This is a genomic window from Velazquezella soli (assembly GCF_977018685.1).
Window position 1 is genome coordinate 2,863,477 of sequence record NZ_CDRNXF010000004.1, and the last position, 15,518, is coordinate 2,878,994.

Below are 15,518 nucleotides of genomic sequence, written 5' to 3' on the forward strand. Positions count from 1 at the left end.
CCTATTCCGTCACGGTTTCTGCGAGGTGATCCAGAGCCTTTGACAACGTCACTACCATTTCGTCGACTTCCCCCCGGGTGATGGTGAAGGCCGGCGATGCCAGCATGCGGTCTGCCGTGGCGCGCATGATCAGCCCGTTTTCGAGGCAGTGGTTGCGCACGAGCGACCCGATATCGTCGGGTTTGGCATAGCGCCGCCGGGTCGCCTTGTCGGCTGCAAGCTGAAGGCCGCCGATCAAGCCTACGCAATCGGCCTGTCCGACGACCGGATGCGCCTCAAGGCTTTTCCAGCCTTTCGCAAAATAGGGTCCGATATCGTCGCGGATCCGTTCGACCAGACCTTCGTCTTCGATGATTCGCAGGTTTTCGAGCGCGGCTGCTGCGGCCACCGGGTGGCCCGAATAGGTGTAGCCGTGGAAGAAGTCGCCGACCTCGTTGACCATCACATCCGCGACCCGGTCGGAGACCAGCACGCCGCCGATCGGCAGATAGCCGGAGGACAGGCCTTTCGCGATCGGCGCGAGATCGGGCTCAAAGCCGTAATGCTGGTAGCCGAACCAGGAGCCAAGGCGGCCGAAGCCGCAGATGACTTCATCGGACACGAGCAGAATGTTGCGCGCCTTGCAGATGCGCGAGATCTCCGGCCAGTAGGTATCCGGCGGAATGATCACGCCGCCGGCGCCCTGGATCGGCTCAGCGACGAAGGCGGCAACCTTGTCTTCGCCCAGTTCATCAATCTTGGCTTCAAGCTCGCGCGCTGCTTGCAGGCCGAATTCCTCCGGCGAAAGATCGCCACCCTCAGCATACCAGTAGGGCTGGCCGATATGGTGGATGCCGTCGATCGGCAGGTTGCCCTGTTCGTGCATCAGCTTCATGCCGCCGAGCGAGGCGCCGGCGACGGTCGAACCGTGGTAGCCGTTGCGCCGCGCGATCACGAGCGTCTTTTCCGGCATGCCGAGCGCCTTCCAGTAGACGCGAGCCATGCGGAACCAGGTGTCGGTGGCCTCTGATCCGGAATTGGTGAAGAACACGCGGTTCATGTGCGGCCCCGCATGCGACGCGATCTTCTGGGCAAGCAGAATGGCGGGCGGCGTCGTGGTGCCGAAGAAGCTGTTGTAATAGGACAATTCCTGCATCTGACGGTAGGCAGCGTCCGCGATGGACTTTCGGCCATAGCCGACGTTGACGCACCAGAGGCCCGCAAAGCCGTCGAGATACTTCTTGCCCGTCGAATCCCAGATATGGCGCCCCTCGGCCCGCTCGATGATTCGCGTGCCCTTGGCGTTCAGCTCTTTCATGTCCGAAAACGGATGAATGTGGTGGGCTGCGTCGATCGCGGCGAGATTGGAGATCGTCGGCTTCTCGTTCATGCGGTTTCCCTCGGGGCTTGGACGCGGCTCAGATTGTGCGACCAATTCTTATCGGCTACCAACGAGGCAGCGCAACCATCGAGATGATGCTTCATGACCGAGACCGCAGCCGAGCCCCATATCGAAATCATGCTGGTCGGCATGAACGGCGACCTGCGCGGCAAACGCATTCCGATGACGGCCGAAAAGAAGATCTGGGACGGAACGGTACGGCTGCCCTCCTCCACCCAGTCGCTCGATATCTGGGGCTGCGACAATGACGAGCTGACCGGGCTTTCGATCTCGATCGGCGATCCCGACGGGCTGTGCATTCCCGACCGCCGCACGCTTGCGCCGATGCCCTGGGGCCCGTCGGGCTCGAAGCAGGTGCTTGCGACCATGCACGAGATGGACGGGCAGCCGAGCTTCATGGATCCGCGCGCGATTCTGGCCGGCCTGCTGCAGCGCTTTTCGAAGCTTGGGCTGACGCCGGTCGTGGCGATGGAGCTCGAATTCTATGTGGTCGAAGATGACTGGCGCGAGACCGGACGTCCGCGGCCGCCGGCAAAACTTGCCTATCGCGGCGAGCCGAACGGGTTCCAGCTCTACGACATGGGCGCAGTCGATGCTCTCGACGGTTACCTGCAGACAGTGCGCACATGGGCGCATGCTCAGGACCTGCCAGCGGATGCGACGACGGCCGAATTCGGTCCCGGTCAGTTCGAGATCAACCTTCTGCACCGCGCGGATGCGCTGGCGGCGGCCGACGACTGCATCTGCCTCAAACGCATTGTCGAACAGGCGGCCAGAAAGCACGGGTTGAAATCCACCTGCATGGCGAAACCCTATTCGGATCATGCCGGGTCCGGCCTGCATGTGCATGCCAGCATCATCGATGCCGACGGCAACAACATTCTCGACGCCAAGGGCGGCGACCCTGCGAAACTGCGATCCGTCACCGCCGGCCTGCTCAACACAATGCGTGATGCGCAGCTCGTGTTTGCGCCCTTTGCGAACTCCTACAGGCGTTTTCAGCCCGATTCGTTTGCGCCCGTCGATATCGACTGGGGCTTTGGCCATCGCGGAACGGCCGTCCGCATTCCGGACGCGAACGGTCCCGCCGCGCGCATCGAGCACCGCGTTGCCGGTGCCGATGCCAATCCATACCTGCTGCTGACCGCCATTCTCGGCGGGATGCTCCTAGGGCTCGAAGCGGATCTCGATCCCGGTCCGGCAACGGAGCCCGGCCAAAAACCCCCAGCTGACGCGAAACGCCTCACCCATGATTTCCTCACCGCGGTCGAGGATTTTGCTGCCTCGCCTTTCATCCGGGACGTGTTCGGAAAGCGATACCAGACGCTCTACGGCGACACGAAGCGCAAGGAGGCGATCACCTTCCTGCGGACCGTCAGCGACTTCGACTACCAGACCTATCTGCCTCGAATCTAGGATCCAGCATCCATCGGCGGGCGGCTGGCGGAACGACGATCTTCGCCATATGATGGGAACCTGCCTGCGAGCCTGCAGGGGTTGCAAAAGGACGTCATGCCGCCACGCGCGGCGCGGACGGGCAAGGGCCGCTTGGCCGATGGAGACGCTGATGCCGTTCTGCCGAGCTGCCGCAGCAGCCTTTCTCGGCCTTCTCCTGACCGCATCTCCGATGTGGTCGCAGGACGCGCCGCTGACCGTCGTCCTCAAGCCCGGTCAGACCGCCGCCGACGTGCAGCAGGTGCTGGATCTTGCGGCCCGCACGGGCCGACCGCTGACGGTTCAGGTGGAGACCGCGACCACAACCACCGGCGCCGCTGCATACCCCGCGACCTCCGCATCGGACACGACCTCTGGCACTGCCACCGCAACCAGCGCCGATACGATGCAGATGACGCCGGAAATGGAAGCGGCCAACATGGGCATGGCCAGCTGGGAGCGGTTTTCGGATGCCTCGTCCCAAGGTTTCACGACGGCGATTGCGGGGCTGCAGGCCCTGTCCACCATGGTGGGCATGACGACCACGCATCTGGATGCCGAGGGCATTGCGAACGGCCGGATCGCGATGGTGGCGCTGCTTTCGCTTTTGGCGGGCGGCGCCGCGGCGCTTAGCGTTCGGCTCCTGTTTGCGCAGTTGCTGCGACACAGCCATTTGCGGGCCCGTCACATCGCCGGCAAGTTCCGCCGCTTCTTCAAGCGCCTGGTCGGCGATCTGCTGTCGATCGCGATTTTTCTCGGTGTCGCCCGGTGGGTCCTGCTGACGATGCTCGCGGATACCACGGCTGCCTTCCAGGTCTGCCAGGCCGCCATTGCCTTCACCCTGATCCTGCTTGTCTACATGGCGGTGGGACGGTTCCTGTTTCGGCCCGATGAGAGCGGCGAAACACTGTTCGCGATCAGCAATCCGCAATGGCATTTCCATATGCTCACCGCCTATGGGGTGATCACCGCCCTGTTTGGTGAGACCATGCGGCTGTGGAACTGGCTAGGCCTGGACCGGGCCTCGCTCGACGGGTGGTTCCTGATCGGCGGCACCCTGCTGACGCTGCTCAAGCTAACCTGGTTCTGGGGCGGCCGCGCCGGCATCCGCGCTGCGTTCAAGGGCTCAAGCCCGGGCCCCGTCCGGCGCGTCATCGGCAACCTGCTTCCGGATTTCTATGTCGTTTCGGCCATCTTCATCTGGTTCTTCGGGTCGGTCATCATCGGCTCGCCGGACAGTGCGCGCTGGAGCTTCGCAGCCGGCTCGACTCAGGTCATCCTGCTGCTCCTGCCGGTGTTCGCACTCGGTGCCCACCACGTGGTGGACGAGTTCGCGCGGCACTGGGAAACCACCCACGGGGCGGGCCTGTGGTCTTCCGTGCTCGCCAGCCTTCGTGTGGTTTGCTCGGGCGCTGTGTGGATCGGCGGCCTGCACCTGATCACCGCGCTCTGGTGGCCGCTGATGACCAGCGGCGGCGACATCGCAACCGGCTGGATCCTCTGGCTGGAGCGGCTGAGCTTTGCCGTGGTCGCAAGCTGGGCCGTCTACACGCTGGTGTGGAAATACGCCGAGACAATCGCACCACCGCAGACCGTGATGCTGCCCGGCCAGGAAGACGAGCAAGCGGACAAGAAGCAGACAAGCCGCCTGACGACGGCGCTGCCGGTGATTCGCAACCTCGTTCTCGGTGCGGTTCTCGCGGTCGGCTCGCTGATCGTCCTCAGTTCGCTCGGCATCAACGTGGCGCCGCTGCTGGCCGGGTTCGGAGTGCTCGGTCTTGCGCTTTCGTTCGGGTCTCAGGCGTTGGTAAAGGACGTCGTTTCCGGCATCTTCTTTATTGTCGACGATGCCTTCCGGATTGGCGAGTACATCGATACGGGCAAGCTGCAGGGGACCGTGGAGCAGATCACCGTGCGCTCCGTGCGGCTGCGCCATCACAACGGACCCATCCACACCATTCCCTTCGGGCAGATCAGTTCCGTCACCAATTTCAGCCGCGACTGGGGAACGATCAAGTTCCAGCTCCGCTTCGAGCGCGACAGCGATGCCGAGATCATCCGCCGTGCCGCCAAGAAGGTGGGGCTGGGCATGCTGGAGGATCCGGAATTTGGGCCGCAGTTCCTCATTCCGCTGAAGATGCAGGGTATCCAGGACATCACCGAAACGGCGATGATCGTCCGCTTCAAGTTTACCTGCCTGCCCGGCAATCCGGGCATCCTGAAGCGCGAAGCGATGACGCGGCTGCTGGCCGCCTGCAAGGCCGCCGGCGTGCAGCTCGCATCCAATGCGGTGACGGTGCGCTCGAACGGAGCCAATTCCGTCGATATCGAAGCCGCCGCCGCCGGCACGCCGCCACCGCTGACGTCGATCGCTGTCTGAGCGTTCGACATTGCCGCGTTCAGCGCCGATCAGACCGTAGACGGTTCCGGCGACATATTCGCAGCGGCATTTTCGCGTCCTGCAGCCGTATTCTGTCCGGGAACCAGAACCTTCAGTTCGCCGGCATGGATCTTCAGCGTCACGTCCCGCTTCATCGGCAGGAGTTCGCCATCGATGACACAGCTGACGTCGCGGCGGTGGCGAGGAAAGTGCAGTTCGAGTTCTGTTGCCGTCATCGCCGTGACCGCGGCGTTTTCCTTGAGCTTGCCGCGCAGGATGTCGAAGGTGAGTTTTGCGACCCCGGACGGCTTCATCGGTTCGGCGAGGTAGAACCCAAGATGGCCGCTGGTCAGGTCATCGGCAAACATCAGAGGATCGGTGCCAAACTCGTTGTTTGAGACCGAGATGGCCGACACCTTGCGCGAAGTGCGCTTGCCATCGACGACATATTCCATCTCGAATTCCGGCGGGTTGAACATGACGCCGATTGCAGCCCTTGCGCTTGCCCGCATCTTGCCGAGCCTCGAGGCAAAATTCATCGAGTTGCGGTAGCGCACCATCCGGGCATGCAGGCCTGCGGAAAACTGGTGCACGAAGCTTTTTCCGTTGGCGCTGGCGATATCGATCGCTTCGGGCGTGCCCTCTGCCAACGTGTCGAGGACTTCCCAGATGTCGAGCGGCAGTTTCAGCGAACGGGCAAACAGGTTCATCGTGCCGGCCGGCACCACGCCGAGAACGATACCGCTTTTCCAGGCAATGCCCGCCGCCGCGGAAATCGTGCCGTCGCCACCGCCGGCGATCAGTCCTTCGACGCCGGGCATCGAGGCTGCCTTTTCCATCGTCTCGACGACCTTGTCGCCGGCAACAACCTTGCACTCGATCTCGTGGCCGGCAGCCCGGAAGGTCTTCAGGGCGTGGTCGCAGTAAGCGTCCATATCCGTGGTTCGGAAAGTCCCGCCATCGCGGTTGAAAACGGCATGTAGTTTCATCGACAAGGGACCAGGTGCTCGAGGGCGGCGGATAACGACAGGGTGGAAAATGGTGAGGCCGCGGCAGATATCAACGGCACCGCATGGCGATTGCACGATTGTGGTACAGTTGGTTTTTGTCAAAAGCCTACCGCGCTGCACAATCACGTGCTAATCTGCTGTCAATTCAACTGCCTCAAAGCCCCATCATTTGCTCCCGGACGCGCTCGCTTCGAGCCGTACCCGTCCGCTTTTTCAACAGATGCGATACCATGACAGACACCGCAGTCCGACACGTGCCCGATGCCAAGGCCAACACCAGACCTGACGACAGCATCCCGAAAACCAGCCTTTCCCCCCTCGCCGTCCTTCTGATCGAATTCGCGCTTGCCGTCGGCGGCTTCGGGATCGGTACCGGCGAGTTCGTCATCATGGGCCTGCTGCCGAATGTGGCGGAGACGTATCAGGTCAGCATCCCAACGGCGGGCTATGTGATCAGCGCCTATGCGCTGGGTGTGGTGATCGGCGCGCCGATCATCGCAATTCTATCGGCCCGGCTGCCGCGCCGCACGCTGCTTCTGGCTCTGATGGGTGTCTTTGCGGTCGGCAACATCCTGTCGGCGATGGCGCCAAGTTTCTGGAGCTTTACCGCGCTGCGCTTCGTCACCGGCCTGCCGCACGGGGCCTATTTCGGGGTAGCCTCGCTGGTGGCCGCCTCCATGGTGCCGCCCAACAAGCGCGCCCGCGCCGTCGGCCGCGTCATGCTGGGTCTGACGATCGCGACGCTGCTCGGCACGCCGCTTGCCACCTTCATGGGCCAGATGCTGTCCTGGCGCTCCGCCTTCTACCTTGTCGGCTTCATCGGTCTCCTGACCGTGGCACTCGTCTGGTTTTTCCAGCCGAGGGACAAGGTGCAGGAAGGCGCCAGCATTCGCCGCGAACTCAGCGCATTCGGCAAGACCCAGGTCTGGCTGACGCTCGGCATTGCCTCGGTCGGTTTCGGCGGCATGTTTTCGGTGTTCAGCTACATCGCCTCCACCACGACGCAAACGGCCGGGCTTCCGGTCACCATGGTGTCGATCGTCATCGCCCTGTTCGGCATCGGCATGAATGTCGGCAATATTGTCGGCTCGAGGCTTGCCGACATTTCGCTGAAGGATACGATCGGCGGAACGATGGTGTTCTACGTGGCCGTGATGCTGGCCTTTGCGACCTTCGCGCACATCCCTGTCATGCTCTATATCACCGTCTTCCTGGTCGGCTGCGGCTTCGCCTGCGGCCCGGCGCTGCAGACGCGGCTGATGGATGTGGCCGCCGACGCCCAGACGCTGGCGGCCGCTTCCAACCATTCGGCCTTCAACATCGCCAACGCACTCGGTGCCTGGCTCGGCGGGCTCGTCATCGCCTGGGGCTGGGGTTTTCAGGCAACCGGTTATGTCGGTGCGGTACTTTCGCTGATCGGGCTCTGCGTCTTCGGCGTGTCGGTCGCTCTGGAACGTGAGGCAAAGCCCTCAGCCTGAGCCAGAAAGTGCCGGCTCGGTAAAGCGTACCGGCGCTCGCCTGCGCCGCCTTGCCGTTGCCGTCGTTACGCGCGATGTATCGTCCTCGATGCCCTGAGCTTGACGAGGAGATTCCATGCGCGCTGTTGGTTTTAGCGAAAACCTGCCGATCACATCCGAAAACGCCCTTCTCGACATCGAGCTGCCGGAGCCCGAGCCCAAGGGGCGCGACCTGCTGGTCGAGATCAAGGCCGTCTCGGTCAATCCTGTCGATACCAAGCAGCGCCGGTTGCAGCCTGTCGAAGCTGGCCAGTACCGGATCCTCGGCTTCGATGCAGCCGGCGTGGTCCGGGCGGTCGGGCCGGATGTGAAACTCTTCAAGCCGGGTGACGAGGTGTTTTACGCGGGCGCGGTCAACCGTCCCGGCACCAATGCGGAACTGCATCTGGTCGACGAGCGGATCGTCGGCAAGAAGCCGGCAAGCCTGTCCTTCGAGGAGGCGGCCGCGCTGCCCCTGACGGCAATCACCGCCTACGAGACGCTGTTTCACCGGATGAAGGTGCAGGACAAGGTGGCGAGCGCCTGGAATGCGGTTCTGGTCATTGGCGGCGCCGGTGGCGTCGGCTCCATCGCCATCCAGTTGCTGCGAGAACTGACCGACGCGACGGTGATCGGCACCGGCTCGCGGCCGGAAACACAGGACTGGATCCGCACGCTCGGCGCTCACCATGTTCTCGACCATTCCAAGCCGCTGGCAAAACAGATCGCCGGGATGGCGATCGGCAACCCCGCCTTCGTGTTCTCGACGACGGAAACCTCCGATCACATCAACGACATCCTCGAGATGATCGCGCCGCAGGGACGACTAGGGCTGATCGACGACCCGAAGGAGCCGATCGATATCCGCCAGTTCAAGCGCAAGGCTTTGTCGATTCATTGGGAGACGATGTTCGTTCGGCCGGTGTTCCAGACCGCCGACATGATCGAACAGTACAAGCTGCTCAATCATGTGTCCGAACTGGTTGATGCCGGCAAGATCCGCACGACGCTGTCCGACGTGATCGGCCCGATCAATGCTGCAAACCTCAAGAAGGCCCACGCCAGGATCGAAAGCGGCACGACGCGAGGCAAGCTGGTTCTGTCCGGCTTCTGACCACGCAGCAACACACACCCCATAAGGTGTATCGATAAAAACTTACACCTTATCACGTTTGCCGTTTGGAGCTATGGTCCAGGCGGGTACGCGCAAAGGGGGTTCTTATGGCGACATCGCAGTCCAATACATTCGGAAATCCGCTGGATATCGTGACCGGGTCCACATGGTTCGGGTATCTGGCCCGAGCCGTCCTGACGTTCATGTTCTGGGGAAGCGGGCTTTCCAAGCTCATCGATTTTCCGGCCGGCGTCGCGGAGATGACGCAGTTCGGGCTGGAACCGGCATTCGCCTTCAACGTGGCCGTCATCATCACCCAGCTGGTGGGTTCGGCGCTTATCATCCTCAACCGCTGGACCTGGCTCGGTGCCGGCGCGCTCGGCGTGTTCACGGCGCTGACGATTCCGATCGTCCACCATTTCTGGACGATGGAAGAGCCGTTCAAGACGCTCGAGTTCTACGTGGTGATGGAGCATATCACCGTGATCGGCGGCCTGATGGTCGTCGCCTGGAAATCACGCTGACGGGTGTTCACGTCCACCCATAACATCCACATGCGAAAAGGCCCGCCGCCACGACAGTGACGGCAGGCTTCTTACGGATGGCTGCGGCTTGGATCAGGCACTCGCCTGGATGACGACGACCTTTGCGCCGACCTGGACGCGCTGGAAAAGATCGATGACGTCGTGGTTCATCATGCGGATGCAACCGCTCGACATCGCGTGACCGATCGAATCCGGCTGGTTGGTGCCGTGGATGCGGAAATGCGTATCGTTGCCGCCGCGGTAAAGATACATCGCACGGGCGCCGAGCGGGTTGTTAGGGCCGCCCGGCATGCCGCCTGCGAGCGCCCGGTAGCGCGGTTCGCGGCGCTGCATGTTGGCCGTCGGCGTCCAGGTCGGCCATTCGGCCTTGCGGCCCACATAGGCGTTTCCGGAGAGTGCAAGACCGGCGCGGCCGACACCGACGCCGTAACGGATCGCCCGGCCATTGCCGAGAATGTAATAGGCCCGGCGCGCAGGCGTATCAACGACGACGGTACCTGCCTCGTAGGAGCTGACATAGTCGACTTCGGTCCGGCGCAGTTCGGGCCTGATCCGATCGATTGGCACCGGTGACAAGGGGAAAGCCTCGCCTGGGAGCGCTGCATAATTGCGCTGTTCTGGATACGTGGATGCGCAACCGGCCAGCAGAAGCGGCAAACCGACCAGCAGGCCGCGACGGGAAATCGACATGAATGTGTCCTTGGCGAGTCGAGAAGATGACCAAGGATTACGGATATTATGGTTAATGAACTGATAAGGCGGGTGCGGATCGAGCCGGATCCATGGCGTATTTGCACACGACAACACCGTGCACGCCCACAGGCGCGCACGACGTTGTTAAGCGCATCATCTGATGTTATTTTTCATGCGAAGGGAGACTGACCATGCGAACGACGATCACCATCGATGATGAACTGCTTATCGATGCAAAGGAACTGACCGGTCTTCAGGAGACATCGGCGATCGTCAAGAAGGCGCTTACGCTTCTCGTTCAAAACGAAGCTGCACGGCGCCTTGCTCTTCTTGGCGGAACGGAACCAGACTTCAGATCAGCGCCCCGCTGGCGGCCGGACGAGCAGTGATTCTGGTCGATACAGTCATCTGGGCCGACCATCTCGGCAAACGAGACCCGAGGCTGATTGCTCTGCTGGAAAATGGACAGGTCTGCACTCATCCGCATGTGATCGGGGAACTGGCGCTGGGGAACATGCGCCAATACGATGTGATCATCGGCTATCTGCATCGGCTGCCGAAATCCGAAACAGCGTCAGATGCGGAGGTTCTGGCAATGATACGGACACAGAAACTGTCTGGCTCAGGCATCGGCTATTGTGACGCGCATCTCGTGGCGTCTCTGTTGTTGACGCCCGATCTGTTGCTTTGGACACGGGACAAGCGGCTGAACGCTGTCGCCCACCGGTTCGGCCGTGGCTGGACCTCAGTCTGAAGCGCTCCCAGCAAACCTGCGCAGCGATTTGCATCCGGGACTGTGCGGAGGCGCCTCTCTAGATCGCTGTGCGTCCAATTGAACGCACAGCGGTTGCTCTGGTCTCCCTCGGCACCTCAAGGATCACATATTCTGATACACCGGCCCCTCGCCGCCCTGTGGCGGGACCCACACGATGTTCTGGTTGGGGTCCTTGATGTCGCAGGTCTTGCAGTGGACGCAGTTCTGGGCGTTGATGACGAAGACTTCTTCGCCGTCCTTCTCCACCCATTCATAGACCCCGGCGGGACAGTAGCGGGTCGAGGGGCCCGCATAGACTTTGAGCTCGGAGCGCTTCTGCAGGTCCATGTCCTTGACCTTGAGATGGACCGGCTGGTCTTCCTCGTGGTTGGTGTTGGAGAGAAACACCGAGGACAAACGGTCGAAGGTCAGCACGCCATCGGGCTTGGGATAGTCGATCTTTTTGTGCTGTGCCGCCGGCTCCAGGCTTTGCGCATCGGTCTTGCCGTGCTTCAGCGTGCCGAAGAACGAGAAGCCGAACAGCTGGTTGGTCCACATGTCGAGACCGCCGAGCGCGACGCCGAGACCGGTTCCGAGCTTCGACCAAAGCGGCTTGACGTTGCGCACGCGCCTGAGATCGGTGCCGATCGCCGTCTGGCGCCATTCGTTCTCGATCTCGACCGGCTCGTCATTGGCGCGGCCGGCAGCGATTGCGGCGGCCAGCTTGTCGGCGGCGAGCATGCCGGAGATGACCGCGTTGTGCGATCCCTTGATGCGGGGCACGTTGACGAAGCCGGCGGAACAGCCGATCAGCGCGCCACCCGGGAAGGACAGTTTCGGCACCGACTGGTAGCCACCCTCGGTGATCGCGCGCGCGCCGTAGGACAGGCGCTTGCCGCCTTCGAACGTGCCCCGGATGGCCGGATGCGTCTTGAACCGCTGGAATTCCTCGAACGGGTAGAGATAGGGGTTCTTGTAGTTGAGGTGGACGACGAAGCCGACCGCGACCGTGTTATCCTCCAGGTGGTAGAGGAAGGAGCCGCCGCCGGTCTTCATGCCGAGCGGCCAGCCGAACGAGTGCTGGACGAGGCCTTGTCTGTGGTTCTCCGGCTTGACCTGCCAAAGTTCCTTGATGCCGATGCCGTATTTCTGCGGTTCGCGATCCTTGGCGAGATCGAATTTCGCGATCAGCTGCTTGGCTAGCGAGCCACGCACGCCTTCGCCGATCAGCGTGTACTTGCCGAGCAGTTCCATGCCGCGGGTATAGGCAGGACCCGGCTCGCCGTTCTTCTCGATCCCCATGTCGCCGGTTGCGACACCGATTACGGCACCCTGGTCATTGTAGAGCACTTCGGCGGCAGCAAAGCCGGGATAGATCTCGACGCCCAGCGCTTCGGCCTTTTCGGCAAGCCAGCGACAGACGTTGCCGAGCGAGACGATGTAATTGCCGTGATTGTTCATGAGCGGCGGCATGGCGAAGTTCGGCAGGCGGATCGAGCCGGCGGGACCGAGCAGCAGGAACTGGTCGTCGGTTACTTCGGTCTTGAAGGGATGGCCCTCTTCCTCCCGCCAGCCGGGCAGGAGCGCATCAATGCCCGACGGATCGACCACGGCGCCTGAAAGAATATGCGCACCGACTTCGGCGCCTTTTTCCAGAACGACCACCGTCAGATCCGGATTGACCTGCTTCAACCGGATCGCGGCCGACAGGCCGGCCGGGCCAGCGCCGACGATCACGACGTCGAACTCCATGCTTTCACGTTCGGGAAGCGGGTTGGCGGAAAGGTCTTGGGCGTCCATTGCAAACTCCGATGCCGGCCCCTCGCCGGCGCAGTAGGTCTGTTTCTGTCTTGTCAAAAGCGATCCCGCTTGTCGAGGCGCGAAAACGTCTTCCGGCTTGTCATTCGCGCAAAGCACGCTTCCGTTTTCTCAACTTACGTTGACGTACACGTAAATAACGGTTCTGGCGCCAAAGGCAAGTTCTGGCTTTCGCCATGGGTGGACCAAAGCTATAAAGCCCCGGCATTCAAATGACCGGTCCCGCGTCGCAACCTGTCGTCGCGCCCGAAGGCCCGTTATGAACCTCGTGCAGAGAAGGAAAGCTTCATGGATCTCGGTATTGCCGGCAAACGCGCGCTCGTACTCGCCTCCTCCCGCGGCCTTGGGCTGGGGATAGCCAAGGCTCTGGCGGCGGAAGGCGCAAACGTCCTTCTCGTCGGTCGGTCGGGCGATCAGCTGGCCGAAAACTGCAAGGCGATCAATGCGCTCGGTAAAGGCAAGGCTGACTGGGTCCGCGGCGATCTCGGCGAAGAGAATTTCGTCGCTTCGATGGTGACGGCCGTTGAGGAAAAGCTCGGCGGCATCGACATTCTCGTCAACAATACCGGCGGCCCAACGCCCGGCACGACTGAGGACATGAGCGCCGACAAGCTCGACACGTTCTTCCAGTCGATGGTGCTGCGCGTCATCACGCTCACCAACACGTTGCTGCCGCAGATGAAGGCGCAAGGCTGGGGTCGCGTTCTGACGGTCGCCTCCTCCGGCGTGGTTGAGCCCATCGCCAACCTCGCGCTGTCGAATACGCTGCGCGGCGCTCTGGTCGGCTGGAACAAGACGCTTGCGACAGAAGTCGCCGGTTCCGGCATTACCGCCAACATGCTGCTGCCTGGCCGCATCCTCACCGACCGGATCGAGGAGCTTGATACGGCCAATGCGAAGAAGCAGGGCAAGACGATGGACGAAGTCCGCGCCGCATCGGTCAAGACGATCCCCGCCGGCCGGCTCGGCACGGTCGAGGAATTCGGCGCTGCCGGTGCCTTCCTCTGCTCGGAAGCCGCAAGCTACATCACCGGATCGATGCTGCGCGTCGATGGCGGAGCGGCCCGCTCGTTCTAACCTGACAAGACCACTTTGAAGACGACACGGATCGCGCTAGGCTCTGATTCTGGCGCGGTCCACGCCTCCCCCCTCCGAACGGGAAAGTAAACCTCATACCGGACCTCTGATCATCGAACCGACTGTTCGAGCATCCGCACAAGGAGGGATTGCGAAACACGCTCGCAATAGGAGGTTTGACCATGAAAACGACAGTTCCGATCTATCAGCTGAAACGCAAGGCGAAGCTTCTCGCCCGGCAGACATCCACTCCCCTTCACGCCGCGCTCGACCGGCTCGCCATCGAGCAAGGGTACCGGAGCTGGAGCCTGCTATCGGCCAAGCATGCCGAAACATCGTCCGCCGAAATCTTGTACCGGAGCCTGAAACGGGGCGACATGCTGCTGGTCGGTGCACGGCCGCGACAGGGCAAGACGCTGATGGCGCTCAGCCTTGCCATCGAGGCCATGAAAGCCGGCAACAGCGCCTTTTTCTTCAGCCTCGATTATACGCCTGCCGACATTCTCGGGCGCTTTCGCGCGCTTGAGGTCGAGCCTCAGCGCTTCGGAGACCAGTTTTCGTTCGACTGCTCCGATGCGATCAATGCCGGTTACATGATCGAGGCGCTGGAAACCGCTGCAGCCGGCACATTGGTCGTGGTGGACTATCTGCAACTGCTCGACCAGCGCCGCGAAAACCCGCCGCTGGCCGACCAGGTTTCCACACTCGAGTCTTTCGCCCGTAAGCGCGGTCTGATCATCGTCTTCGTGACGCAGATCGACCGCGCTTACGACGAGGCGACGAAGCCCCTCCCCGACATCGCGGATGTCAGGCTTCCCAACCCGCTCGACCTGTCCAAGTTCAGCCGGACCTGCTTCCTTCAGGGCGGCAGCGTGGCGTTCCGGCCGAACGGGTAAGCGGCATCAGAGATCGGCGGCAAGCTTCGGCAGGTCCGCGATCAGGCTGTCGCGCACAACATAGCTGATCGGCGTGTCGGGATAGCGCTTCACGTCGACCAGCAACCTTGCAAAGATCACGCGGCGGTCGTTCTGCTCGGCCCAGCCGACGAACCAGCCGATCGGGTGGGAATAGTCCGGCTTGCCGTCCTTGCCGCGCATCCAGCCGGCGCCGGTCTTGCCCTGCACGTCCCAGCCGTCAGCAGCTGCAAAATGCGGCAGGATGGCCTGCGTCATGTCGGAAGCCTTTTCCGAGATCGGCAGCTTGCCGGTGAGGAAGCGACGGATGAACGCCACCTGCTGGTCCGGCGAAATCTTCAGCGACGACATCAGCCATGCTTCCGTCAAGCCATCGGTGCCGGCGGGTCCGCCGGAGACATCGCGGTTGCCATAACCGAAGTTTTTCACATAGGCCGCGAAACGCTCTTTGCCGAGCTTGCGCGTGATCTCCTGCGAATACCAGACGATCGAATCGCGTTCCCAGATAGTCGGGTCGACATCCTTTTGCTCACGCTCAGAGCGGTTGAATTTCGCCTGGTATTTCCAGAGCGGCGTCGTCTCGTCGGTGAGGATGCCGGCGTCGTAGCCCATCATCGCGAGTGGCAGCTTGAAGGTGGATTGCGGATAGAAAGCCTGATCGCAGGCGCCTTCCCGGTGCACTTGTTCACCTGTCTTTTCCTCGATTACGACCGTGCAGGCGATGGGCTCGGCAGCATGGGAGGTCACGCCGGAAAACAAGCACGCAACCGTGATCAACGACAGAAACTTCATTTTCTTCAGCACTCTAGCAGTCCTCCTTGTGCGACGCCGGGAAGATCCTCCATGAATGTGTAAACATTGAGTTAACTTGTCATGCCGGTTTTGACCCCTCGTCAAGGCGA

The 15,518-nt window shown here is 62.1% G+C and carries 14 protein-coding genes; 9 read left to right on the top strand and 5 right to left on the bottom strand.

Annotation, left to right across the window (positions count from 1 at the left end; genetic code table 11):
* Position 1 precedes the first annotated feature (1 nt).
* Positions 2-1,369, bottom strand: coding sequence for an aspartate aminotransferase family protein (locus AC0JZ8_RS17500; protein ID WP_471893036.1), 1,368 nt, complete (start codon positions 1,367-1,369; stop codon positions 2-4).
* Positions 1,370-1,462: 93 nt separating this feature from the next.
* Between AC0JZ8_RS17500 and AC0JZ8_RS17505 the strand changes: the two genes are divergently transcribed.
* Positions 1,463-2,797 carry a glutamine synthetase family protein gene (locus AC0JZ8_RS17505; protein ID WP_471893037.1) on the top strand — a complete coding sequence of 445 codons (1,335 nt, stop codon included), beginning with the start codon at positions 1,463-1,465 and terminating at the stop codon, positions 2,795-2,797.
* Between the two features lie 151 nt (positions 2,798-2,948).
* Positions 2,949-5,195 (top strand): mechanosensitive ion channel family protein, encoded by a 2,247-nt coding sequence (locus AC0JZ8_RS17510; protein WP_471893038.1) that lies wholly within the window; start codon positions 2,949-2,951, stop codon positions 5,193-5,195.
* A 29-nt stretch (positions 5,196-5,224) separates the two neighbouring features.
* On the opposite strand, the gene AC0JZ8_RS17515 is transcribed toward AC0JZ8_RS17510, so the two are convergent.
* Positions 5,225-6,184 (bottom strand): diacylglycerol/lipid kinase family protein, encoded by a 960-nt coding sequence (locus AC0JZ8_RS17515; protein ID WP_062579750.1) that lies wholly within the window; start codon positions 6,182-6,184, stop codon positions 5,225-5,227.
* A gap of 251 nt (positions 6,185-6,435) precedes the next feature.
* Here AC0JZ8_RS17515 and AC0JZ8_RS17520 point away from each other — a divergent pair, with 251 nt between their 5' ends.
* From AC0JZ8_RS17520 to AC0JZ8_RS17530, 3 genes are all read left to right on the top strand, one after another.
* A complete protein-coding gene (locus tag AC0JZ8_RS17520) occupies positions 6,436-7,683 on the top strand; it encodes an MFS transporter (protein WP_471893039.1) in 1,248 nt (415 codons plus the stop codon).
* A gap of 115 nt (positions 7,684-7,798) precedes the next feature.
* Positions 7,799-8,815 (top strand): zinc-binding alcohol dehydrogenase family protein, encoded by a 1,017-nt coding sequence (locus AC0JZ8_RS17525; protein WP_471893040.1) that lies wholly within the window; start codon positions 7,799-7,801, stop codon positions 8,813-8,815.
* Positions 8,816-8,922: 107 nt separating this feature from the next.
* Positions 8,923-9,339 (top strand): DoxX family protein, encoded by a 417-nt coding sequence (locus AC0JZ8_RS17530; protein WP_062453419.1) that lies wholly within the window; start codon positions 8,923-8,925, stop codon positions 9,337-9,339.
* A gap of 93 nt (positions 9,340-9,432) precedes the next feature.
* Here AC0JZ8_RS17530 and AC0JZ8_RS17535 read toward each other — a convergent pair whose 3' ends face one another.
* Positions 9,433-10,050, bottom strand: coding sequence for a L,D-transpeptidase (locus AC0JZ8_RS17535; protein ID WP_062579746.1), 618 nt, complete (start codon positions 10,048-10,050; stop codon positions 9,433-9,435).
* Between the two features lie 194 nt (positions 10,051-10,244).
* Here AC0JZ8_RS17535 and AC0JZ8_RS17540 point away from each other — a divergent pair, with 194 nt between their 5' ends.
* Both AC0JZ8_RS17540 and AC0JZ8_RS17545 read left to right on the top strand, forming a co-directional pair.
* On the top strand, positions 10,245-10,442 hold the full coding sequence (locus AC0JZ8_RS17540; protein WP_062453421.1) for a type II toxin-antitoxin system VapB family antitoxin: 198 nt from the start codon (positions 10,245-10,247) through the stop codon (positions 10,440-10,442).
* On the top strand, positions 10,439-10,807 hold the full coding sequence (locus AC0JZ8_RS17545; protein WP_471893041.1) for a PIN domain-containing protein: 369 nt from the start codon (positions 10,439-10,441) through the stop codon (positions 10,805-10,807). Before AC0JZ8_RS17540 ends, AC0JZ8_RS17545 begins: the two co-directional genes overlap by 4 nt.
* 123 nt (positions 10,808-10,930) lie before the next feature.
* Here the strand turns inward: AC0JZ8_RS17545 and AC0JZ8_RS17550 are convergent, their stop codons facing one another.
* Positions 10,931-12,607 carry an electron transfer flavoprotein-ubiquinone oxidoreductase gene (locus AC0JZ8_RS17550; RefSeq protein ID WP_192076656.1) on the bottom strand — a complete coding sequence of 559 codons (1,677 nt, stop codon included), beginning with the start codon at positions 12,605-12,607 and terminating at the stop codon, positions 10,931-10,933.
* A gap of 306 nt (positions 12,608-12,913) precedes the next feature.
* On the opposite strand from AC0JZ8_RS17550, the gene AC0JZ8_RS17555 reads away from it, so the two are divergent.
* Complete coding sequence (locus tag AC0JZ8_RS17555) at positions 12,914-13,702, top strand: SDR family oxidoreductase (RefSeq protein ID WP_062453424.1); 789 nt, start codon at positions 12,914-12,916, stop codon at positions 13,700-13,702.
* 182 nt (positions 13,703-13,884) lie between these two features.
* Entirely contained in the window at positions 13,885-14,598 is a 714-nt protein-coding gene (locus AC0JZ8_RS17560) for a DNA helicase (protein WP_471893042.1), read from the top strand.
* A 6-nt stretch (positions 14,599-14,604) separates the two neighbouring features.
* Here the strand turns inward: AC0JZ8_RS17560 and blaOXA are convergent, their stop codons facing one another.
* Positions 14,605-15,408: a class D beta-lactamase gene (blaOXA, locus tag AC0JZ8_RS17565; RefSeq protein ID WP_471893389.1), complete on the bottom strand. Its 804-nt coding sequence runs from the start codon at positions 15,406-15,408 to the stop codon at positions 14,605-14,607.
* Positions 15,409-15,518 lie beyond the last annotated feature (110 nt).